Annotated in this window: 18 protein-coding genes and 1 tRNA gene; 13 read left to right on the forward strand and 6 right to left on the reverse strand. The window is 59.6% G+C overall.

Going from position 1 to position 23,266, the window contains the following annotated elements; translation table 11 throughout:
• Window positions 1–184: 184 nt before the first annotated feature.
• Both T424_RS0105430 and aceA read right to left on the reverse strand, forming a co-directional pair.
• Window positions 185–427: an SMc00767 family acetate metabolism repressor gene (locus T424_RS0105430; RefSeq protein WP_027486819.1), complete on the reverse strand. Its 243-nt coding sequence runs from the start codon at window positions 425–427 to the stop codon at window positions 185–187.
• Window positions 428–486: 59 nt separating this feature from the next.
• Complete coding sequence (aceA, locus tag T424_RS0105435; protein WP_027486820.1) at window positions 487–1,776, reverse strand: isocitrate lyase; 1,290 nt, start codon at window positions 1,774–1,776, stop codon at window positions 487–489.
• Between the two features lie 220 nt (window positions 1,777–1,996).
• Between aceA and T424_RS0105440 the strand changes: the two genes are divergently transcribed.
• A complete protein-coding gene (locus T424_RS0105440) occupies window positions 1,997–3,415 on the forward strand; it encodes a helix-turn-helix domain-containing protein (protein ID WP_027486821.1) in 1,419 nt (472 codons plus the stop codon).
• Between the two features lie 6 nt (window positions 3,416–3,421).
• Here T424_RS0105440 and T424_RS0105445 read toward each other — a convergent pair whose 3' ends face one another.
• Window positions 3,422–4,405, reverse strand: coding sequence for a hypothetical protein (locus tag T424_RS0105445; protein ID WP_027486822.1), 984 nt, complete (start codon window positions 4,403–4,405; stop codon window positions 3,422–3,424).
• A 251-nt stretch (window positions 4,406–4,656) separates the two neighbouring features.
• On the opposite strand from T424_RS0105445, the gene T424_RS0105450 reads away from it, so the two are divergent.
• Genes T424_RS0105450 through T424_RS0105465 form a run of 4 tightly spaced genes read left to right on the forward strand, consistent with a single transcriptional unit; the run spans window position 4,657 to window position 8,695 of the window.
• The gene (locus T424_RS0105450) at window positions 4,657–5,757 is read left to right on the forward strand and encodes a polyamine ABC transporter substrate-binding protein (RefSeq protein WP_027486823.1); all 1,101 of its coding nucleotides are present in this window, start codon (window positions 4,657–4,659) and stop codon (window positions 5,755–5,757) included.
• A gap of 52 nt (window positions 5,758–5,809) precedes the next feature.
• Entirely contained in the window at window positions 5,810–6,958 is a 1,149-nt protein-coding gene (locus T424_RS0105455) for an ABC transporter ATP-binding protein (protein WP_027486824.1), read from the forward strand.
• A gap of 9 nt (window positions 6,959–6,967) precedes the next feature.
• Window positions 6,968–7,876, forward strand: a complete 909-nt coding sequence (locus tag T424_RS0105460) for an ABC transporter permease subunit (protein WP_407921376.1) — start codon at window positions 6,968–6,970, stop codon at window positions 7,874–7,876.
• 3 nt (window positions 7,877–7,879) lie between these two features.
• A complete protein-coding gene (locus tag T424_RS0105465; RefSeq protein ID WP_027486826.1) occupies window positions 7,880–8,695 on the forward strand; it encodes an ABC transporter permease subunit in 816 nt (271 codons plus the stop codon).
• Window positions 8,696–8,762: 67 nt separating this feature from the next.
• Here the strand turns inward: T424_RS0105465 and T424_RS0105470 are convergent, their stop codons facing one another.
• Together T424_RS0105470 and T424_RS0105475 are read right to left on the reverse strand one after the other, a co-directional pair.
• Window positions 8,763–10,619: an AsmA family protein gene (locus T424_RS0105470; protein ID WP_027486827.1), complete on the reverse strand. Its 1,857-nt coding sequence runs from the start codon at window positions 10,617–10,619 to the stop codon at window positions 8,763–8,765.
• A gap of 200 nt (window positions 10,620–10,819) precedes the next feature.
• Window positions 10,820–14,410: an ATP-binding protein gene (locus tag T424_RS0105475; RefSeq protein ID WP_027486828.1), complete on the reverse strand. Its 3,591-nt coding sequence runs from the start codon at window positions 14,408–14,410 to the stop codon at window positions 10,820–10,822.
• A gap of 270 nt (window positions 14,411–14,680) precedes the next feature.
• Between T424_RS0105475 and T424_RS0105480 the strand changes: the two genes are divergently transcribed.
• Both T424_RS0105480 and T424_RS0105485 read left to right on the forward strand, forming a co-directional pair.
• Window positions 14,681–15,130, forward strand: a complete 450-nt coding sequence (locus T424_RS0105480; RefSeq protein WP_027486829.1) for a phasin — start codon at window positions 14,681–14,683, stop codon at window positions 15,128–15,130.
• A gap of 168 nt (window positions 15,131–15,298) precedes the next feature.
• Window positions 15,299–15,375, forward strand: a tRNA-His gene (locus T424_RS0105485).
• 188 nt (window positions 15,376–15,563) lie between these two features.
• On the opposite strand, the gene T424_RS0105490 is transcribed toward T424_RS0105485, so the two are convergent.
• Window positions 15,564–17,936 (reverse strand): hypothetical protein, encoded by a 2,373-nt coding sequence (locus T424_RS0105490; protein WP_027486830.1) that lies wholly within the window; start codon window positions 17,934–17,936, stop codon window positions 15,564–15,566.
• A gap of 388 nt (window positions 17,937–18,324) precedes the next feature.
• Between T424_RS0105490 and T424_RS0105495 the strand changes: the two genes are divergently transcribed.
• From T424_RS0105495 to T424_RS0105520, 6 genes are read left to right on the forward strand one after another with little or no spacing between them, the layout of a single operon-like run.
• The gene (locus T424_RS0105495; RefSeq protein ID WP_154664806.1) at window positions 18,325–18,606 is read left to right on the forward strand and encodes a hypothetical protein; all 282 of its coding nucleotides are present in this window, start codon (window positions 18,325–18,327) and stop codon (window positions 18,604–18,606) included.
• Window positions 18,593–18,856, forward strand: coding sequence for a hypothetical protein (locus T424_RS0105500; RefSeq protein ID WP_027486832.1), 264 nt, complete (start codon window positions 18,593–18,595; stop codon window positions 18,854–18,856). Before T424_RS0105495 ends, T424_RS0105500 begins: the two co-directional genes overlap by 14 nt.
• On the forward strand, window positions 18,849–19,211 hold the full coding sequence (locus T424_RS0105505; protein ID WP_027486833.1) for a hypothetical protein: 363 nt from the start codon (window positions 18,849–18,851) through the stop codon (window positions 19,209–19,211). The genes T424_RS0105500 and T424_RS0105505 overlap by 8 nt, the downstream gene beginning before the upstream one ends.
• 9 nt (window positions 19,212–19,220) lie before the next feature.
• A complete protein-coding gene (locus T424_RS0105510; RefSeq protein WP_027486834.1) occupies window positions 19,221–20,378 on the forward strand; it encodes a plasmid recombination protein in 1,158 nt (385 codons plus the stop codon).
• Complete coding sequence (locus tag T424_RS0105515) at window positions 20,375–21,040, forward strand: hypothetical protein (protein WP_027486835.1); 666 nt, start codon at window positions 20,375–20,377, stop codon at window positions 21,038–21,040. Before T424_RS0105510 ends, T424_RS0105515 begins: the two co-directional genes overlap by 4 nt.
• Window positions 21,037–22,998 (forward strand): DotA/TraY family protein, encoded by a 1,962-nt coding sequence (locus T424_RS0105520; RefSeq protein WP_084268392.1) that lies wholly within the window; start codon window positions 21,037–21,039, stop codon window positions 22,996–22,998. Before T424_RS0105515 ends, T424_RS0105520 begins: the two co-directional genes overlap by 4 nt.
• The last annotated feature ends 268 nt before the right edge of the window (window positions 22,999–23,266 follow it).

Below are 23,266 nucleotides of genomic sequence, written 5' to 3' on the forward strand. Positions count from 1 at the left end.
CCAAGATACCAGGGCATCCGTGCCTTGAAGGGATTTTGAATATCTCAACTGCGTCAGAGGCTTGAGATATTCGAAAAGGGAATGCCAGAAGTCATCTTCAATGGTTCCTGGTGCCCGCCCCCTACAGCGTCCTTTGTGCGTTTGTTAAAACGCACGGCGCTGTAATGGCGAGGGGCTGGCCGCATCAGGCTGCTTCCTGCCGCGTCACGATGATCGGGATCAGCAGGTCGCCCCAATTGCCATCACCCCCGTGGTGGCGCGCCGAGCGCACCAGTTCCACGGAAACGCCCGCCTCCACCGCCTTCATCACCGCGTGGTTCAGCCGGTGCAGGTCATTGGCCAGCATACGGATCAGCGCCTGCTGGTCGTTGGTCATCGCGGAAGCCTGTTCTTCGGCGCGTTCCTTGACTCGGGTTTGTGGGGTCATGGCATTTCTCCTCTCATTATGTCGGGGTTTGTGATCTGCGTGATAAATTTGCGGCAAGCCTATTCCGCTGCCGGGCGGAACTGGTCGTGTTCGGTTGATTCCTTCATGGCGGTGGTTGAAGACCGGCCACCGGAGATTGCCATGGAAACGGCATCAAAATAGCCGGTGCCCACTTCGCGCTGGTGCTTGGTGGCGGTGTAGCCATTGGCTTCGGCTGCAAATTCCGCCTCTTGCAGTTCGGAATAGGCGGCCATTTGCCGGTCCTTGTAGCCGCGTGCCAGTTCGAACATGCCGAAATTCAGCTGATGGAAGCCAGCAAGCGTGATGAACTGGAACTTGTAGCCCATGGCCCCCAGTTCACGCTGGAACTTTGCAATCGTCGCATCATCCAGGTTTTTCTTCCAGTTGAAGGATGGCGAGCAATTATAGGCAAGCTTCTTGCCGGGATGGGCCTTGTGAACCGCCTCGGCAAACCGCCGCGCCTGTTCGAGATCGGGCTTGGAGGTTTCCATCCAGATCAGATCGCAATAAGGCGCATAGGCAATGGCGCGGGCAATGCAGGGCTCTATGCCGTTTTTCACCTGATAGAAGCCTTCGCTGGTACGGCCTGCGTCGTAATCGACGAAGGGGCGGTCGCGCTCGTCGATGTCGGAGGTCAAAAGCTTGGCGGCTTCCGCATCGGTGCGGGCGATGATCAGTGTCGGCGTGCCCATCACGTCGGCTGCAAGGCGGGCAGCGGTGAGGTTGCGGATATGGGCCGCCGTCGGGATCAGCACCTTGCCGCCGAGATGGCCGCATTTCTTTTCCGACGCCAACTGGTCCTCATAGTGAACACCTGCCGCGCCAGCCTCGATAAAGGCCTTCATGATCTCGAAGGCATTGAGCGGGCCGCCGAACCCGGCTTCGGCATCCGCGACGATGGGTGCAAACCATGTCTCGACCGAAAGGCCCTTGCCTTCCTGCGTCTCGATCTGGTCGGCCCTTTGCAGCGTGCGGTTGATGCGCCGTGCCAGTTCAGGGGCGGCATTGGCCGGATAGAGCGACTGGTCGGGATACATGGCAGATGCCGTATTGGCATCGGCCGCCACCTGCCAGCCGGAGAGATAGATGGCCTTCAGGCCAGCGCGCACCATCTGCATGGCCTGATTGCCGGAAAGCGCGCCGAGCGCGTTGACGAAATCCTCCCGCTCGATGAGTTGCCACAGGCGGTTCGCACCCATTTCCGCCAGCGTATGGCGGATCTCGACCGAGCCGCGCAGCCGCTTGACATCCTCTACGCCATAGCTGCGCTCGATGCCATCGAACCGGCCCTTGGGGGCGGTTGGAACCAGTGTGTAAAAATCGGTCATAGCTGTCTCCCTCAACCTATTTCGCTGGGCCTTGATGTCTTCTCAAACCCGCTTTCTGCTGTCTTGGAATTTACAATGCGTTGCAAAATTCCCCAAGAAGAAACGTATAATCCAAGCAATGAAAGGGGTTAGGTTGTCTTGTGTTTCACAAGGAGCTATTGTAAATTTGTAAAAATTGTAAAATATCGAAAAGTGTGAATTTCTGTCAAAAGGGGGCGGCATGGCAGAGCGCAAGATTTTCGCCGGGCCGCGTCTGCGCCGCATTCGCCGGGAGCTGGAGCTGACCCAGACGGCCATGGCCGAGGGGCTGGGCATTTCGCCATCCTATCTGAACTTTATCGAGCGCAATCAAAGGCCGCTGACGGTGCAATTGCTGGTGAAGCTTGCGGGCGTCTACAAGGTGGAGCCGGATGCGCTGCAAGGGGATGCGGGCGGGGCGGGACCGCTGCGGGAGGTGTTTTCCGATCCGCTGCTGGCGGGCGAAATTCCCGGCGAGCAGGAATTGTCGGAACTGGCGGAGGCGGCTCCCAATGCCGCCGCCGGGGTGGTGAAGCTTTATCGCGCATACCGCGAACAAGCCAAACGGCTTTCGGATCTGGCCGAGCTTCTGGCGCGCGAGGGTCATGAAACGGCGCTGTCTGCCGCCCGCCTGCCGATGGATGAGGTGCGCGATGTGCTGGAGGCGCGGCCCTTTCACTTCCCCGGTATCGAGGCGGCGGCAGAGCGTTTTTACAGTGGCTTGCCTGCGGGAGAAGAGCTGGAAACACGGCTGAAGGAATGGCTGCGCAAGACGCATGGCATTGTGGTGCGCTCGCTGCCCGTTCACGTCATGCCGACGCTGCGTCGCCGCTATGATCGCCATTCCCTGCGGCTTTTTCTATCGGAGCGGCTTTCGCCTTTCGATCAATTACGGGAAGTGGCGATGGAAACGGCGCTGATGGCCTTTCCTGACGCCATCGATGCGGCGCTGACCGGCCTGCCGCTCACCACTGGCGAGGCAAGAAGGCTCGCCCGCTTCGAACTGGCACGCTATGGCGCCCATGCCCTGATGATGCCGCTCACCGCATTTCAGCCCGCTGCCGAGCGAGCACGTTATGATGTGGATGTGTTGCGGGCGCGATTTCGGGTGTCCTACGAACAGGCGGCAACCCGCCTCGTCAGCCTGCAAAAGCCCGCTTCCTCCCAAGGCGGTGCAGGGCCGCAATTTTTCCTGATGGAAATCGACAATGCGGGCAATGTGTTGCGGCGGGCGGGCGCGCAAGGCTTTCCGCGGGCAGGCTTTGGCGGCCAATGTCCAAGGCTCAACCTGCACGCCGCCTTTTCCTCTCCGGGGCAGGTGATGGCAGAGGCGGTGATGCTGCCGGACGGGGCGGGCTTTCTCACCGTCTCGCGTACGCTGGAGGGGCCGCAGGCCGCCTTTCACGAGCGGCCTCGCCGCACCGCGCTGATGCTTGCCTGCGCGCTTGGCGAGGCGGCGGCGACGGTTTATGCGGATGCCTTGCTGCGACCGCTGGAGGTTGGCCCCGCCTGCCGCCTGTGCGAGCGGCGGGGCTGTCTGTCACGCGCCGAGCCGCCCATGACCCGCCCGCTGGGACTGGATGAAATGACGACCGGGCTCAGTGTCTTCGACTTTCAATAGGGATTGTCAGCCGATGGTGGCCAGATAGGCCTGAATGCCGTTGGAGGTGGCAGCAATCCCCATCAAGCGGTTGTCGATCACCGTATTGCCGGTGGAAATGCTGCTGCTGCCGGGATAGGCAACGGCAAGCCAGCGTGCTTCACCAAAGCCACCCTCACTGTTTCTGCCGATCACCACATAGGCCGCGCCAGCATCGGTTGTGGCCGCCAGGCTGTAGCCATCGGCAATGCCGCTGATGCCCTCGAAATGGCTGACGATGCCTGGCTTGTCGTCATAACTGTAAGACGTCACATGGCTGATCGTCTGCGATGCCGCATCGTAATCCAGTACGAAGCCGAGATTGAGGCCCTCATTGCCCTTATACCCGCCCACGATGGTGTATGAGGCGCTCTCATCGCCACCATTCTGCCAGATGCCATAGGCTGTGGTCAGCGGTCCGAGGCTGAGTTTGAAAAAGCTCTTGCCGGCGATGTGATAGATGAAGGCCGCGGCCGAGCCCGGTTTGTCTGCAAGGTCGAAATTGCCCACCACCAGATCGCCCATCGTGCTGTGGGGAATGGTGGATGAAACCGTGCCGCCAGCCACGTCCTGCGGCACGTCGAGATTGGTCCAGATGCCGGTGCCGTCGAGCGGGCCTTCATACATCATGCCATGATCGGCCTTGGGCTGCGGTGCTTCGGCATATTTGTAGCTTCCCACGGCCCGCACATTGCCCTGACCGATGCGTGGATTGAAAAGCGGCGTGTCGGGTCCGTAAAAGGTCGAGGTCGTGACGGTCTGGCCGGGAAATGCCGGCGTCAGAACGGCCGATCCGGAACTGTCCGTGGGAGAAAGGGGGCCGCGGTACAAAAGCGCCTGCGGCTCTGCGCCCTCGACGGGCCGGGTGCCGGTCAGGACGACCGGATGCCCCTCGCCGCCGTCCTGACGCACCCCGGTTACGACATCGCCGGGGGCGAGAATGATGTTGTAGGTCACATTCGTGTCGTTCATGATTTCATCCTATAGTAATTTTCAAAAAATAAATAAACCATAAGTTGTTTAGAAAAGATTGATGAACGTTCCGGCGCGAAGGTTTTCCTCAAAGATGACCGGGACGCTGGCAAGATCCGTGAGGGCCGGAAATCCCTTTCATGCTGCGCCACGGAAATTTACGCTTGTCGGCGGCAGTTTTCCTTCTTAGTCTGAGTAAAAACAAAGGGAACGCAGGTCTTGCTTCGCGGCCCCCGGACACAGGAGAGATCATGACATCCGCTTTGCTGCGCATCACTGCCGTCGCCCTGACGGCCCTTCTTGCCGGTGTTTCCGCCCAGGCGGCGGACCGGGAGGTTCATGTCTACAACTGGTCGGACTATATCGATCCGCAGATCCTTGAGGATTTCACCAAGGAAACCGGCATCAAGGTCGTCTACGACGTGTTCGATAACAACGACCTGTTGGAAACCAAGCTGCTGGCCGGTGGTTCGGGCTATGATGTCGTCGTGCCGACGGGGCCTTTCCTTGCCCGGCAGATCCAGGCAGGCGTGTTCCAGAAGCTCGACAAGTCGAAACTGCCCAATCTCGCCAACATGTGGCCGCAGGTCATGGACCGGCTGGCCAAATACGATCCCGGCAACCAGTATGCCGTGAACTACATGTGGGGCACCACCGGCATTGGCTATAATGTCAAGAAGATCAAGCAGGTGTTCGGCGATGACGTGAAGGTCGATAGCTGGGACTTCATCTTCAAGCCGGAAAACGCCAAGAAACTCAAGCAGTGCGGGCTCAACATCCTCGATGCGTCGGATGAGACCTTCGCCATTGCCATGAATTATATCGGCAAGGATCCCGACAGCAAGAAGACGCCGGATCTCGAAGCGGGCGGCAAGGTCTATTCGGCCATCCGTCCGTTTGCCAAGACCTTCAACTCCGCCTCCTATATCAACGATCTCGCCAATGGCGACATCTGCGCCACCATTGGCTGGTCGGGTGACATCGTGCAGGCCAAGCATCGTGCCGAGGAAGCCAAGAATGGCGTGGAGATCGCCTATGTGATCCCCAAGGAAGGCACCTATATGTGGTTCGACAACTTCGCCATTCCGGCCGATGCCAAGCATGTCGAGGAAGCGCACGCCTTCATCAATTACATGATGAAGCCGGAGGTGATCGCCAAGGCATCCGATTTCGTGGCCTATGCCAACGGCAATCTTGCCTCGCAGAAGCTCATCAGCCCGGATGTGTTCAACAACCCGTCCGTCTACCCGGACGAGGCAACCTTGCAGCGGCTTTTCACCATCTCGCCTTACGATCCCAAGTCGCAGCGCGTGCTGAACCGTCTGTGGACGCAGGTCAAGACCGGCAAATAAGAAACGAACGGGGCTGATAAGGCCCCGTTCTTCTTTGACAGGGGGTAGACAGATGGCGAAATCCTTGGGGCCGGTCAAACGCAGCTTCGCGCCGTGGACCAATCCGGCGGAAAAGCCCTTCATCCGGTTCGAAAATGTCACCAAGCGCTTCGGCCCCTATACGGCGGTCAAGAATCTGACGCTCGATATTTACGAGCGGGAGTTCTTTTCGCTGCTGGGGCCTTCGGGCTGCGGCAAGACCACGCTGATGCGGATGCTGGCGGGTTTCGAGGAGCCGACGGAAGGCCGCATCCTGCTGCAAGGCAAGGATCTTTCAGGCGTGCCGCCCTATCGCCGCCCGACAAACATGATGTTCCAGTCCTATGCGCTGTTTCCGCATATGAGCGTGGCGCGCAACATTGCCTTCGGGTTGGAGCAGGACAATCTGCCCAAGGCCGAGATCGAAGCGCGGGTGGCGGAAATGCTGAAGCTGGTGAAGCTGGAGGAATTTGCCCGGCGCAAGCCCAACCAGCTTTCCGGCGGGCAAAGGCAGCGCGTGGCGCTGGCCCGCTCGCTTGCCAAGCGGCCCAAGGTGCTGCTGCTGGATGAGCCGCTGGGCGCGCTCGACCGCAAGCTCCGGGAGGAAACCCAGTTCGAACTCATGGACATCCAGCAGACGCTGGGCCTCACCTTCCTCATCGTCACCCACGACCAGGAGGAGGCCATGACCGTTTCCGACCGGATCGCGGTGATGGACAAGGGCGAGCTGATGCAGGTGGCAACGCCCGCAGAAATCTATGAGGCGCCCAACAGCCGCTACGTGGCCGATTTCATCGGCGACATCAACATCGTCGAAGGCACCTATGCGGGGGAGGGGCCGACACCGCAATTTTCCCGCATCGCCTGCGAGGGGTTCGAGGCGCTGGTGGCGCATCCCTGCACGGCAGCGCCCGGCTCTCAGGTTGCCTTCGCCATTCGCCCGGAAAAGATCCGCATCACGCGCGATGCCCCGGCTGAAATCGCGGTGAACATGTTGCAGGGCGAGGTGCTGGACATTGCCTATCTCGGCGACTTCTCCGTTTTCATCATCGAACTTGCCGACGGCCGCACTTTCCGCGCCGCGCAGGCCAATGTCTCGCGCCTCGTGGATCGCCCCATGACCTATGGCGATCAGGTCTTCCTTTCCTGGCCAGCCGATGCCGGGCTGGTGCTGACACGGTAGGGGGTGGTCATGGCAGAGCCCCAGTCCCTTCCTCAGGCATCACCCGCCCGCTGGCTGGTGGTCATCATCCCTTACCTGTGGATGGTGCTGTTCTTCCTCATGCCTTTCTTCATCATCGTGAAGATTGCCCTGTCCGACACGGCCATTGCCATGCCGCCCTATACCCCCGTCTTCGAGGGGTTCTCGGCGCTTGGCGATTTCATCTCACAGCTCGATCTTGAAAACTTCTGGATGCTGGGGGATGATCCGCTTTATATCGAAGCCTATCTTTCGTCGCTCAGGATCGCCGTCATCTCCACGGTGTTGCTCTTGCTGATCGGCTATCCCATGGCGCTGGCCATGGCGCGGGCGCGCACGGAAATCCGCCCGACGCTGGTGATGATGGTGATCCTGCCCTTCTGGACCTCGTTCCTGATCCGCGTCTATGCATGGATCGGCATTCTGAAGCCCGAAGGCCTGCTGACGCTTCTCTTGCAAAGCCTGCATATTCTGGGGCCGGATGAGCAGGTACACATCTACCAGACCGATATGGCGGTCTTCATCGGCATCGTCTATTCCTATCTGCCCTTCATGGTCCTGCCGCTTTATTCGGCGCTGGAAAAGCTGGATGGCACGCTGCTGGAGGCGGCCAGCGATCTCGGCTGCCCGCCCTGGAAGGCTTTCTGGCGCATTACCTTTCCGCTGTCTTTGCCCGGCGTCGTGGCCGGGGCGATGATCTGCTTCATTCCCATCACCGGCGAATATGTCATTCCTGATCTGCTGGGCGGTGCCGATACGCTGATGATCGGCAAGACATTGTGGACGGAATTCTTCGGCAATCGCGACTGGCCGCTGGCCTCCGCCGTAGCAGTCCTCTTGCTCCTCATTCTGGTGGTGCCCATCGCCATCTTCCAGAACCAGCAGAAAAAGGTGGTGTGAGCCATGAAGTCAGGACGTTTCGATCCGGTCATCCTCACCCTCGGCTTCATCTTCCTTTATGTGCCGATCCTCATTCTCGTCGTCTATTCCTTCAACGAGTCCAAGCTGGTGACAGTCTGGGGCGGCTTCTCGCTGCACTGGTACAAGGCCATCTGGCATAATGACAGCCTGATGGATGCCGCCTGGGTCACGTTGCGTGTCGGAATTGTTTCGGCATCGGCCGGCACGCTGCTGGGTACGCTTGCGGCACTGGCGCTGGTGCGGTTCGGGCGCTTTCCGGGACGGCTGCTGTTTTCCGGCATGGTCTATGCGCCGCTGGTCATGCCGGAAGTCATTACAGGGCTTTCGCTGCTCCTGCTGTTCGTGGCGCTGGATGTGGATCGCGGCATTGTCACGGTGACACTTGCGCATACCACCTTCACCATGTGCTATGTGGCCATTGTCGTGCAGTCGAAGCTTCTGACCTTCGATCGCAGTCTGGAAGAGGCCGCGCTCGATCTCGGCTGCCCGCCGGTGCGCACCTTTTTCCGCATTACGCTTCCGCTGATTTTTCCGGCCGTCATTTCCGGCTGGATGCTGGCCTTCACCCTGTCGCTGGATGATCTCGTCATCGCAAGCTTCACAACGGGGCCCGGGGCCACGACCCTGCCGATCAAGATCTATTCCCAGGTGCGTCTGGGCGTCACGCCGGAAATCAATGCCATTTGCACCATCCTCATCGCCCTCGTGACCATTGGCGTCATCATCGCCTCCATCGGTACGAAGCGGCGCGAAGTGCAGCGCCAGCGCGACGAACATCTGGCGGCACGGGCGTCATAACGGTCAGGTCATATCTGACCTGGGTAAAAGACGCAGGATCAGGATCGCGCTTCAGGAAGACGGCGCCCTATTTCAGGGCAGCCACCGGCGAGATAATCAGGTCCGGCCATGAGCCGCCGACGAAAAAGCGCAGCTTCTGCTGCGGCTGGTCTTCGGCGGCGGGTTTCAGCATTTCTGCCGAAAGCGCCAGTCCCTTGAAGTCGAAGGGAATGATGCCGGAATAGGTGACAATGCGGTCGCGGCCCTCCAGCCTGCCGCTGCGTATGTCGATGGCGCCACCGGTAAGTTCGGCTTCGCTGTCCAGCGTGTCGAAGCTCAAATCGTTTTTCGCCGCTTCACTCAGCCTGAAAAAGGGCCTTGTCCGGGCAAGGGTTTCGATTTGCTCGGCATCGACGTTCGAAATCCGGCCCGGCCCGGCCTGAAGGGAAAGTTTGCCGGTGATGTCGGTTGGCTTCATGCTCCACAAGGCAACATCGGTGGTCGCTGAAAGGGTGAGGGAGCCGGGGCCGAGCGGCAGGGGGCCGGTGAGGGCAAGCTTTGCTTCGATCTCGGCGAGGTCGGCATTGCTGAGGGCAATATCCAGTTTGGCGCCCTTGTCGAAGGCGCCATCGCGGCCCTCCAGATGGCCTGTAAGCGTGCCTCCTGCCAGCGTGCTTTCGGCAATGTCGAAGACCAGCGCCGAATCCGTTGCCATGACGCTTGCACCGACATCCGTCAGCGTGAGCGAGGCGAGCGTTGCGCTGCGGGCGGAAAGCGAAAGATCGAATTCCAGCCAGTCCAGCAGGCCGCTCCGGCCTTCGCGCGTCGTGGTTTCCGGCGCCGAAAGCGAAAAGGCGCCAAGGAAAGTGACAATGTCCATATTCTGAAAGGCCAGCGTGCCGCTGAGCCTGGGCTTGCCGCTCTTGCCCGGTCCGATCATGACGATGCCGGAGGCGGCGGCATCATTGGCCGAAAAGGTCAGATCCTCAAGCCGCAGGCGGTCCGGGTCGGCGGTGGCGGTGGTTTCCATGCTGATCTTGCGCAAGGCTTCCGTGCCGGGCAGCGCCATTCCCGCCCAGGCCAGCAGGGCATGAACGTCGCTGACATCGAGGCTCATGCGGCCGGATGCGAAACGTGGCGGAAAAACCCCGGCCTTGCCCTGAAAACTGCCTTTCGCGCTGGGTGAGGCAAATTTGAGCTCCAGATCGGTCACTGCACCGGCAAACAGCATCAACGGATCGCGGGCGGAAAAGTCGATGCGTGTCACCACACCGCCCAGCAGCAGATTGGCCGAGCCATGCAGCGGGGCAGACATGAAAGGCCAGGCCATGTCGGAAAAAACGCTGTCCAGCGTCAGGCGGTGGCCAGATGCGGTGTCCAGCACGTCGATCCGGCCGTTTTCGATGGTGATCGAGCCCACTTGCGCATCGTTTTCGCCGCCGGGCCTGCTCGCGCCGTTTTTGCGCGCTTCGGCAATGGCCTGGGTCAGCAGACCTTCTCCACCCCATTCCAGCCGCCCCATGCCATTGCGGGTGAGCCGCAAGACGGGCCGCGTCAGGCGAAAATCATCGAAAACCGGCGTGCCAAGGGCGGCCTGCACCACGCCGAAGGCTGCGGACAGCTCGGCGATTTCCGCCAGAACCTTGCCGCCATTGCCCCGCCCATCCCGGATCACCACATCGGGCAGGCTGATGCGCGGCTGCGGCCAGAAGGCGATGGTGGGCGTGCCGTGGATCTCCACCTCATGGCCGCTCCACCGGCTGATGGCCCGCTCCATGCTGCCGCGCACGAGATTGCTGGAGACCACATATGGCCCGACCAGCCGAACGGCCACAAAGCCGGAAAGCAGCAGCACAAGCCCCACAAGCGCCAGGTGCAGCACTGCGCGCCTGCGGCGCTTCGGTCCTGGAACGGGGAGCTTTCTGCGGTCTGCCGGATTGGTCAAGGTTTTCTTCCGATTGGGCAGGAATCGGACTGGAGCCTCATGAACACCGGGAACCGCTCCAATCCATTCTCCACTGCATTTGCGAGGAAAGCGGCGCTGCATCTGTGCGCAACGCGCCTTCGTATTTCAAGCCGGTAAAAGCCATTGGATATAGCAAGGAGAGTGCTGCGGCAATTTGAAGGCCGCGTCTTCCCCTGATTTCAGCTGGCCAGAACGCGGGGGGAGGGAAAGGTGATTTCCACCAGCGTGCCCTCGTTCGGTGTCGAATGAATGGAAAACTGCGCGCGATTGGCATCGACCATGGCCTTGGTGAGCGGCAGGCCAAGCCCCGTCCCATCGCCCCGCAGCCGCGTTCCGCCGGGCGCTACCTGCCGGAAGGGCTTCATGGCCTGTTCCAGCTCCGATCGCGACATGCCGATGCCGGTGTCGCGGATGCGCAGCGTCACGCTGCCATTCGGCTCATAGGCCGTAGACACGATGATCTGCCCGCCAGACGGGGTGAAGCGAATGGCATTGGCCAGGATGTTCAGCACGATCTGTTTGACCGAGCGCAAATCCGCCACGACATTCGGCACGGATTGCGAAAGCGCCGTGCGGATGATGACGCGCTGGTTATTGGCCTGCGGCTGCACGATGGCCACCGCCTCCGATACCGTTTCGTTGAGGCCAACGGCCACGAAATCGAGGTCCATTTCGCCCGCTTCGATCTTGGAAATATCCAGAAGATCGTTGACGATATCCAGCACGTGACGGCCAGAGCGGCCAATATCGGCGGCATATTCACTATAGCGCGCATGGCCGATCGGTCCGAACCGCTCATCCGCCATGATGTCGGAAAAGCCGATAATGGCATTGAGCGGCGTGCGGATCTCGTGGCTGACGCGGGCCAGGAAATCGGTCTTGTGGGCGTTTGCCGTCTCTGCGGCGCGCTTTGCGCTGCGCAATTCCTCTTCCGTGCGCTTCCACTGGGTAATGTCGCGAATGACCGCGCAATAGCCCGAGGAGGAGGAAAGCCTGCCGATCGTCATGAAGAGCGGGATGAAGCCGCCGGAGGCTTCGCGGCCAATCACCTCGCGTCCGTCATTCAGGACGCTGGCAACGCCGTGACCGGCAAGTCCGCTGAGATAATCGAGAATGGAGCGCTGGCTCTCATGGGCAAACAGCGTCACGAAGGGTTTGCCGCGAATCTCTTCCTCGTCGTAGTTGAACAAGGCGCTGGCAGCGCGGTTGATCGAGCGAATATCGCCCTCCGCGCCGAGCGTGACCACGCCATCCGTCGCGGTTTCGAGAATGGAGCGCAATTCCTCCACTTCGATACGCAGATCCATCACCTCGGAAGAGGCAGGCTGTGGCGTGGAAACCGGCTCTGGCTGTGAGGGGGCCTGCGGCTCGTGCCGGTGGGGCGGTGTTGTTTCCGTGCCGCCATGGTCCGGCGCTGTCGGCACCAGTGCCAGCAAAAGGGCGCCCGCATCTTCCCAGCGAATGGATTGCAGCCGCGCCGAAACCGGCACCAGCGCATCGTCAGCCCTAACGATGACAAGTGAGCCGGGCTCTGCTTCGTCTGCATTCAGCTCATCGCGTTGCAGCAGGGCATCCAGCCCGCCAGCGTCGCTGAGGGCCTCAAGGCTGTCATAGCCCGTCAGCGCCAGAAACTCGCGATTGGCATGGATCAGCCGGTCGCCGCGATGCGCCAGCAACGCCAGCGGCAACATGTCCAGCATATCGGCGGAAAAGCTCGCATCCCGGCGTGCCAGCGGCAGAACCGTGATATTTTCTTCGACGGGCTCAACGGTCGCGGGCCCGGCGCTCTCGCTGACGGGTGCTGGGCCTTCCGATTGCGGGCCCTGCCGCGTTTCGGTCGCCTCTACCTTCTCCTCCGTGGCTTGCCCGGCCTCATCGCTGCGCGGCGGAATGCCCATGGCATCGAGCTTGCGGGCTATTTCCCGAAAGGCTGCCTGCTCACTGTTGCTCAGGCCATCGCGCGCCCGAAAGCGGCGTTCTTCAAGCTGAATGATTTTGTCCGACAAGCGCCGCGCGGCGGTTTCGGTAATGTGAAGGGCAGGAGGCTCAGGCCTGATCGCGCCAGCATCGGCATGAGGTTCTTTGACGGGAGGTTCCGGCAAAGGCGGCTCTTCGGCCGGAATGACGGGGTCTGCCGGTTCCTGCACGGCGGGCTCTTGCGTGTCAGGTTCTGCCGGGGCTGGGTCTTCCAGGGCGGTAGAGGGGGCGCCCCCCTCAGCCGCTTCCTCCTCGAACAGGAAACCTTCGCCAGCCGTCGAATCCGCCATCTCCGTCTCGCCGGAGCGCGGCAGGAAGGTCAGGCCAACGGCTTCGGCATCTTCCACCGCATCGGCAATGCGCACCACGCCAAAACCACGGAAGCCGTCGAAATCGCGATTGCGGGTATAGGTGGGCAGGGCGGCGAGGTCCACTGGCACCTTCAGCGAGGTGCCTTCCACAGGCCAGTAGATGGTGCGGCCCGACCATGTGTCGCGGCGCTTCAGCAGGTCGCCGATCTTGCCATCGGGATCGAGATTGAACAGGGCGGCAAGGTCGCTGAAGGTCTGGCCTTCGATGGCGGCTGCACGCGGTCCCACGGCCTTGGCGAACTCGCCCGACACTTCACTGAAACGGCCAAGCGCATCGATTTTCCAGACGAAACGCTGCGCCCGTCCCGAGCGCTCGAAGGCGAAGGATGGCAGGGGCGGCTCGGCAGGCGGCTCCTCCTGAGGAAGGGCCGGATCCGTCATGGCAGCGGCGGGCGCCGGTGCGTGCAGCGCCTGCGCGTCTTGCTGCTCTGTCACATGCAGTACTTGCTCGGCTTCGTCCTTCGGAGCGTCCTCTGCTGCCGCATTCTCGCACGGATGATCGGCGTCGGCCATTTCGGGCGCGTCCTGTGCCTCCGCGACGGGGGGAAGATCGCTCGTCTCAGGCTGAGGCTCATCCTGCGCCTCTGTGCCGATGAAGGGGGCAGGTGCCTCGAAGGACACATCCTCCGGCTCGGCTGCGATTTCCTCTATATGGCCAAGGGCCTCCACCACGTCCGCAAAGACATTTGCGGGGGCTGCGGGCTCTGCCGCGGGCACTTCCGGCTCTGCCGCCTGAAACCCTTCGGCCGGATCGAGCATCCCCAAAATGGTTTCGACCGCAAAGACCAGAAACAGGCCGGGATCGTCCGAAAGCTTGCCAATGGCGGCTGGCAGGTAGCCCTTCGAGGTGGGGATGGGCCGCTTGACCAGCCCGTCCTCATCGGTGCTGACCATGCGCACCAGCGTCAGCGCCGTCTGCGACGAAATTCCAAGGCGCAGGAAATGCTCGGATGCCGCCACGATCCGGCCATCCCGGTCCATAAGCGCCATATGGGTGTCCGGGTCGTCAAAGCCGCTGAGCATAGCCGCCGTCCGCGCCTGCTCGTTGCGATGACCTTGCGGAACGGCAAACAGAACAGCACCTTCGCCGGGAACGATTTCCAGCCTCTCAAGGCTTGCCTCCACCGGCAGGCTGCGGAAACCGGCGCCCACGCGCACCATGAGCTTGCGAGCCTCTCCGGCCTCTTTCAGGCTGCGTGCCACGGCCGCGATCTGGCGAAAGGTCACATCCTGCTGCGGTGGCGGCTGGTCAAGGAAGTCATAGATGGAGGCGCCGCCGAAAAAAGCCGTGCCCGCGCCATTGGCCCAGAGAACCTGATCCATGCCCGGAGAAAACAGCACCAATGCCTCGCCCCGCGCAAACCGCGCCCGCACATTGCCGTGAACGGCAATATCGATGAAGGGGTAATGGACAGCGGGCATGATATTCCTGTCGGCTACGCTGGTTTCGCTCAGATTAACAGTTTTTTAATAACTTCGCACCCGGTTTTGGTCCAGCAAGGGCGGGTTTAAATGGCAAACAGGGTTAATTCCCACCGCTGCGATAACCGCCGGACTGCGACAAATTGCCCGCTAAAAGAGCATTGTGCAGCGCACAACAATATTGCAATGCACAACAAACTGCATTATATGATCCCTCATGGAAACACGAGGCGGCCTTGAAGCGACCGCCCTTTGCGAGGAGCGAATATCATGGCAAACCCGAAAACCGCTGATGTCTTTTCTTTTTCCAGCTTCGATGCGTCGAAGTTTTCCGACAGCTTCCGCGATTTCGCGGAAAAGGGCGCGGCCCAGTCCAAGGAAGCCTATGCCAAGATGAAGGCGGCTGCCGAAGATGCATCCAAGACCGTTGAAGCCACGTTGCAAAGCGCCCAGAACGGTGGCGTCGAGCTTGGCCTGAAGGCGGTCGAAGCCCTGCGTACCAATGCCGAGCTTTCCCTTTCGCACATGGAAGCGTTGCTGACGGTCAAGTCCGTTTCCGAATTCGTGGAATTGCAGACCGCCTTCATCCGCAAGCAGGCTGAAGTGACCGTGGAACAGGCCAAGGCCATGCAGGACGCCGCCCGGAAGGTTGCCGAAACCGTTACCAAGCCCGGCAAGGAAGCCGCTGAAAAGGCCATGTCCGGCCTCAAGGTTTCCTGATCTCGTCAGAAACTGCTTTTTCAGGGCCGGTCTATCCGGCTCTTTTGATTTGGAAAAACCCTTTTTCATCAAAGGGTTTTTCAGCTCCATGCAGAGGATTGCGAAAAAGGACTTGAAAAACTCCCGCACTCCCCGTATGTGACCCCTCAAGAGCGCTTCGGCGCTTGTGCGGTTGTAGCTCAGTTGGTTAGAGCGCAGGTTTGTGGCACCTGAGGTCGGAGGTTCGAGACCCCCCAACCGTACCATTTTTCCACAGTGATATCAGACGCTTAGGAAGAGAAATAGTTTTCCACGTTTCCGTTATGCGGCCTAAAGACTGCCTACGGAACACGTCTGGAACATTTGGGTTGTGCTAACAAGCTACCCCAGCGCCGATATCTAGACCGTGTCATCCGAAACGCTGCCACCAGGACAGCGATTCGGATGATCGTAATCACGCAATCAGGATGCCCTTTGCGTAAATCTCAGGGACGATTTTCTCCGACAGAATCTTGTAGGATGGCTCGATATCGGCTGCGCGAGCCGAGACCCCTATTCCTCGACTTGCAAGCGCCTCCAGCGTGTTTCGAATCTGAAACCAACCGACATCGGGTCGATTCAGCTTGAATTCGTCTCGCACCGCTTTCGGAATCTGCTTTTTGTCCAGGGCCTCGAAGTATGCCTTCCAGACGTCAAGGCCGGCGGAAAGAACCTTCTTTGCTTCTTTCGACAGTTTTAACGTCGAAATGTACTCCGACATGAAATTGGACTCAAAGCGATCTGGTGCGCCCACTTCGTTTTCCTCGAATGGGATGAAGTGGTTTATCAGAGACCAAGTCTTACCTCCCCATACCAAGCCGTTTGCACCCGCGGACAGATTTCGATTGTTGAATAGCATCCAGACTAGGCAATCGTTTGCCATTTCTTCCGGAATTTCCTGTGACGGTGCGAGAAATTGATCGCGATCATTAAGCCAAGTCTGTCGAATAATTCGACGGGCCGTAAAGACAATGGCTGATTGCCGCAGGTTTTCTTCCGTAACGAAAAATCCACCAGCGCTCGCGTAACCAGAGGAGTATAGGACTGTGACGTCTGCATTTTGCAAGTCGGAGCCTTTGCTGATCATCCCTCCGATTGCGCCATCTGCCCATCTGGTACCTCGGACATCACCGGTTCGAGTGGTGGGCTCAAGCGCATTGGTAAGGGGAAGAGCAGGCGTTGTGTTAGACTTCGCCCGCTTGATCCAAGTGTTCAACAGACGCGTTCGGGGAACGTCATAGAAGCGTTTAGCGCCAATAGGGTTAGCGTGCTTGTCCAAAACTTCAGCTTCGATCTCGAAGGGCTCTTTCCGCTTTCTCGCGGTGTCCCAGATCAAGAAGCCAATGGGAAACTCTCCCTTCAGTCCATCAAAAGCACGGCTGTGAACGACGAAGCCCCCGAGATACTTCGCGTTCCAATAGTCCCTGAATTCATCGAAATTTGGCGCGTTCACATACTTGAGCTTTGAAAACATCGCCACGATGGCGTTCGGCATTTCCGCCTGTATGCGTAGGAGGAACTGGATGAACAACTCGCGTCTTGCGTAGCCGACGTCACCGCCAAGAGCTCGGCCCACGGCCGTCGTGGCCACGCCTGTTCCGGCATTCATCGCCTCCGCATATGGAGGGTTGATCAGGATAAGAATTTTCTCCTTGGCAGTGATCGCCGCCCGTAGCTCCTGCGGAAGCTTGTTAGTCAGGGAATAATCGATTCTGCCGTCTTCGGTGATGTCGTCATTAAGGTAGTCGTACTGAAACCGGTGGGCTGCGACGCACGTTTTGGTCGCCTTCATCACATCAACATCCGACTGGTCCAGCGTCGACATAAATAGGTTGCGATGGTTTGAGTGCTTGACTTCAAGGTTGCCCACACCGCAGCACATGTCCCAGACTTTGTAGCGCCTCTGCCAGTTCTTCCCAAGGGTGAACGTCAGATGGTCGTAGGCCTTATCCACGACGTGCAAAGGCGTGTAGAACGCTCCCTTAAAGACCCTTTCGACTACAGGTATCAGACTGTCTCTGCGTTCAAGGATGTAGTTGCGATACTCGTCTTTCGGCGGACGGTGGAAAATCGTCCAGAACCGGCGGTAGCCTTCCAAGCTTCGCAAAGCATGATTTTTTCCGGCAATCTCGAAAACGGGATCGCCGTCAAGAAATAGCAGTTTCGCTGGCAGATTCTTGTGCGTGGATGCTATGCCATCGTTCATGATGTCGGCAAAGAAGAGAAGATTGTAGCTCTCCGGATCAACATCCTCGATCTCCTGGCCGATCATCTCGACCCATTTATCGAAGACCTGTTTAAGGTTGTCTGGTGTGATCTGAGTGCGGATGATTGCGCCGGACGCAATGGCGTCTTTTACCGTCGTGAGAAATTCCGGCGCGTCGTGTTCGATGTTAAACGCCACGAAGTGTGTGCCAATGTGAATCGAAATGGCGTCGACGGCTTCCTTGGGTACTTCCGACGCCGATTTGCCCCACTTGATCGTCTTTTTTGAAAGGAATGGAACCACGTGGCTGCTCTGCATAAGGGCCGCCTTTTCCGTGTCAATCACGCACAGGAGTGCGGGAACATGTTCTCCTTTATTCAGAGCGACTTGCACGTAGTGCAGCAACTGAGTGAACATTTCATAGAATGTCCAAGAGCCATTTGCCTTCGCTTCGAACCAAACCTCCTCGGTCTGGATATCGATCAAATTCTTCGAATAGCTTTTTAGACCAAGAGCTTTGATGTAGGCGTCTTTGACGTCTTCTTCGCTCTTGGCTCGCTTTAAATCAGCATGTAGCGCCATAAAATATACCTGTCAGTCGCCGATCCGCGTTGTTGCATGGCCGGACATTCACACCATAGAAACTCAGCTGTATCCTCCTCGGGTTCTGAGACAAGAGCGTAGATACAGCGAAGGCTTCGAGCCCATGTTTCTACACGGCAAATCGCGGCGTTGGAATCTGCAATCTCGGCGAGTGGGAATGAAGAATCTCACGCGATCTGGCAACCGAGCCAAGGTCCGAACAAACGGTCCAATGGCCTCTCGGCTGGTATCTGACGGCTAACTTATCCATGAAATGGCCGATGCTTAGAACGCAGTGATAAGCTGTATTCGGTCTATACAGCTCACTTTTTCTTTGTTTTCCTGACCGCCGGCAGGCACGCTTGGTGTATTCCTCTGAGTGCCTGCGATGCCCCAGACTGATTACCAGTCCCTCCCTCCGATAATTCAAGACCTCATCCTTGATGACCAGATACCGAGCATGGAAGCAGGTCTTCTCCATGCCGAGCAGACCCGTCCCGACGATCCTCTTCTTCCTGCAGGCTGGGCGATTCTCTATGCGATGAAGCATGAGCGCCAGTGCCGACAGGATGCCTATGCAGCCATGCTCGATGCCGACCCCGATGAGGTGGATGCGTTGTTTGCGGCGGAGAACACTCGTCGCATGGGAGGCCGCCATGCAGGAGTATGAACGCCAGATCGTCATCACCAACCAAGGCCCGCTGGCCGCCGCCGTTCTCAAGGTCATCAGGCTCCCCGGAAGCTGGTACGCGGTAATCTGGGAAAACCCGGAGCGATACGCGAGCTTCTCTCAAAACGCATCGCCACGAAACGGCGGTTTCGAGCATATGTCCGACCGCGATTTCCTCGACCGTGTCCAACTCGTCGCCAGCTTCACTCAAGGGGTGGATTTCGATTTCGAGGAGGCCCTGGATGCGTAGACCCATCTACTTCATGCTCGTTCGCCTTGATAACGGTGACTTGGCGTCACTGACCATCATCCGGGAGCCAACGGCGTTCTTTGCCCAGTTGGCGTCCTTTGGCTTCACGGAACACGCGAGCGCGTCATCGCCACTGCTGAAGGATATGCAAACAGGCGCATTCCTCGACACAGTCGCTGACGTTTTCAGCGTCCGCGTCCCGCAAAACCGCCCATTCACATACATGGTCCCCGAGGGAATGAGCCGTGCCGACTGGCTGGCCGCAATGGAGGAGAAGGCCCGTGATCCGCGCTTTGGGCTCGTGGAGCGCGACGGCCAAATCTCTTACTGCATGATCGTTCCTCGGCTCAGGTGAGGCGCGCTCATGGCATACCAGTTCGCGCGCATTGAGCTCTACAGCCGCTCCGGCAAGTCGGGACGGACGACGGACTACATCTTCGATGAAGTCACACGGGTTCCGTCTGCCTCTGTCCATGTGCCGTCGCCGAAACCGCCAGAAGTCGTATACGGTCTCCACCCCGATGCGGTGAGGGGGCTGCACGACGAGCGGGCGTCTGCGGCCAAGACATCAAGAACCGACAGGAACGGCAAGACGTCTCTCAAGGCGATCCGCAAAGACCAGAACACACTGGCCGGTCTGATATTTTCTCATCCCGTGAGCATGGATGAATACCGCGGCAGCGCCGACGTCCGCCGCGACGTCTCGGATTGGGAACAGCGATCAATCGAATGGCTGCGGGCGCAATACGGTGATCGCCTGGTGTCGGTCGTTCGCCATACCGATGAAAGCCATCCCCACCTTCACGCCTACCTGCTTCCTGATGATGTCGAGATGCGCGCCGGTCTTCTGCACCCGGGATATCCCGCGAAGAATGCCGTCGTTGCCGCTGGACCGCTTCCCGGGGAAGACAAGAAGGCAATGGGAAAGCGCGCTGACCGTGCCTACGTGGCGGGCATGCGGGCATGGCTGGACGACTACCACACGAAAGTGGCGATCCCAGCCGGCCTGACCCGCCTCGGTGCTGGCAAGCGCCGCCTGACGCGAGCGCAGTGGCACCAGGAAAAAGCCCAAGCGGCGGCGCTCAAGGAGGCTCTGGAGCGGGCACGGGTCGTTGAGGCAAAGGGGCGCGCCTACATTGATCTCACGAAGAAGAAGGCTGCGGCGATCGAGTCGGACGCTGCGAAGGCAAAGGCCTCGGCGGACCGGTTCAAGGGCGTCGGTGGCGCTGTCCGCGCCGTCGTCGATGGCGCACGCGAATCCGCCCTACGAGACAGTCTGCGACAGGAATACGCCGCTGCCGTCACCGCCACCAAAGCCGCCCTCGAGAAGGCGAGGTCCGACGCTGACCGCGAACGGATCGCACGACGTGAGATCGAGAAGAAGGCTGCCGAACAACGCCACGCGCTGCGGCTCCAGGCACAGCGTCTCGCCTCGGCTCAACAGAAAATTCGAGATTTATCGCGCGCCCTTGCCGCTGCGGTGGACGAGCCACGACCAATATCGGGAGGGATGACGCCATGACGGTGGGCGAAGAGATTTTCTTGCAGAATGCCCGCGCGATCCTGCGCGACATTGGGATGCCCCATCTCGATTGGGCGCATGGAGCGGCGGTCAACATCGTGCGTCGATCCATGAATGTCCGGGACAGGCCCACTCACCACCAGCAGGCATTTCTAGAAGCCGAGGCTCCTGCGCTACTGGCGTATTTGGAGACCTTGGCTGAATCTGGAGAGATCGCGGCCTGGAGGACGCTGGACGCCCGTGTCAGGCTTCATGCTGAAGTCCTTCGGGAAAGCGGTATGCATCCATGCGCTCGCCCGCGTCTCGCGGCTATCTGGCACGTCCTCCCTGAGCTCGCGGCCCTCGGACAGCTCATCATCGATCGCGTTGCCGAGAAAGACGAACCCACGCCCGATGCCGCGCCGGTCTTTTCAGACGTCACGGCGGAAACAGGTGGCGATGGAGAGAAAGGCAGTTCCGGAAAGGCAGGGTCAGCGACGTCGCATAGACCTCCACGGTCACCACGTCTTGCATTTCCGCCTGTAACCGTGACGCCAACACCTGCCGAGGAAAAGGCGCTCGATCTCAAAGACCAGAAATTAGATGACGACATCTCGTCTCCCGATGGTCCCGAGACGCAAAACGGTGTGACGGGGCCGCGACCTGACGGGGGCTTCAAATGATGGACCTGTTTGCCCAACCATCTGCCTCTAACTGGGCCTGGCGTCTGGTTACTGCCGTCCTGCCGTCTGACGCAACGTCGGCTTGGGGGCAGACGCTGCAGGTCTTTACATCAACGCTGTTTGCCTTCTGCGCGGTCCTGATCGCCTACAATACGATTTCGGGTATCGTGCAGAGCGCCTATACCGGCAGGACACTCGGAGACCGCTGGCACCAGATATGGACGCCATTGCGGATCATCGTCGGTGCCGGCCTCTTGATACCGATGCCATCGACCGGATTTTCACCGGTGCATTATCTACTCAGGGACGTTGTTGCACGGGGCGGCATCAATCTGGCTGACGCTTCATGGAACGTTTTTGTCAAAACAGTTGCCTCTGGCGAGGCCACAATTCTCCCGACGTCGTCTTCGGGATCGACGGTTGCGATGACAATCCTTCAGCATGAGATTTGCGCTGCCGTCTACAATCAGGCCGGTTCGACCTGGGGCTGGGAGGCACGGTTGCCTCAGCCTGGCGGAAGTGTGGAGGGGCTTGGAATCCCCGGTTATGCGCAGAAAGTGACCTGGAGCTACGGGCCGACGTGCGGTCATTTCGCCTATACGATCCCGGATGATCGAAAGGCATTCGCAATCGCACGGCGTGAGGCCGTGGCGGAAATTGTTTCCGCGTATCGGATTGAGGCGCAGCGTTACGCGAACCTGGCGGCGCATACGTCAGGTCTTTCATCCGCCGAAGCCGTGACCAAGGCGATCTCCGGAAAGGTGCTCTCCTCGACGATCGTGCAGGATGTCCGCGCACGTGGAACGGCGTTCGATGCAAAGGTGTCCGCCGCCGCGAAGGTGGAAGCGGCGAAGGTGCAGGCGGAATCACGGTCCAGATTGGTGGAGAACGCGAAGCAGGAAGGTTTCCTTTCGGCCGGCTCGTACTTCCGGGCGTTGGGGCAGATCAGCGAACTCACGACGGCGATGACGAATGAATTGCCGGAAGACGTCGCGCCACGAACTGACGGCGATTTCGCGGGGGCCTTGGATCGTGCGTTCTCCATCTTGAGGCTGCAGGTATCCGGGGAGGCGGATAGAGCCAGCCTTTCAGCCAATGATTTCGCGGCCGCGGGTGATGATGGATCGAATTTCCTGGTGAAACTGCTCGCGCCGATAACACGAGGTCTCGCCGAATGGGGGGCGACGTCCGCATCGCAGTCGGGTGACGCGATGTCGAACCAAATCTCATCGGGTCACGCGATGTTGTCCATTGCCTGGACGGCGATCGCCGCGGGAGCCGCGTTGATGGTGGCGTCATCGAACTGGTTTTCATCAGCCGTCGGCGCAGGCGGCGCGGCGGATTTCCTCCTGGGCTGGGGAAACTGGGCGATCGGAGGCATCATGTTCATTGGTGCGCTGCGCGCCTATGTGATCCCAATCCTTCCATTTCTGTTTGTTCTGGCCGCTGGTATCGCTCTTATTGCCGCCTTGCTGGAGGCAATGATCGCACTCCCACTGTGGTGCCTCAAGTGGATGAAGATGGAAGGCGGCGAAGACTTCGCCAGCGAAGGCACGCGCATGGGGATGTTGCTGACCGTCAACATCTTCCTGCGCCCGTCCCTTGCGATCCTTGCCTATTGCGGTTCTTACCCAGTCTTCGACGTCGTACTCAGAACCATGGATTCGATGTGGGCAACCACGTTCCTCGCTCAGACCGGTGGCGCAGTCGTCGGTCTGATCGGCTTCCTTACCATGTCCATCATCCAACTGTTCCTTACCTGGTACATATCGCTGAAACTGTTTGGTCAGTCCTGGGCGTTGCCGGATCGCATCCTCGGCTGGCTCGGACTGCCGGGAACGGCTGGCGAGGCGGGCATAGCATCTGGGGCGATCGGCGGAATGCTTTCCCTTGCCGGACGCGGGCTTCTGCCCAAGACTGGAATGGCGATGTTGGCCAAAGGAGGAAAGTCGAAGTGAAGGTGCGAACGAAATTGAGCCTGGCTGTTACCTTTGGGACGATCCTCATCGAACTATCCCTGTTTGGCGCTCTGTGGCTTCTATTCCTCTTTGCGTGGCCGTTGATGGCGGCATTCGACCGCGACTGGATGCATGGCTCTCTGAGCGTGTTGGAACAGGGCGTAAGCCTGTCACTTACGGTCGCCATCCCGATCTTTTTGTACTGGGCGTACCCTCGGGTGTCTGACGTTTTGCGGACACAGATGTGCTGGGCGCTCGTCCGCCATTT

The sequence above is a fragment of the Allorhizobium undicola ORS 992 = ATCC 700741 genome (assembly GCF_000621665.1).
Taxonomy (GTDB): domain Bacteria; phylum Pseudomonadota; class Alphaproteobacteria; order Rhizobiales; family Rhizobiaceae; genus Allorhizobium; species Allorhizobium undicola.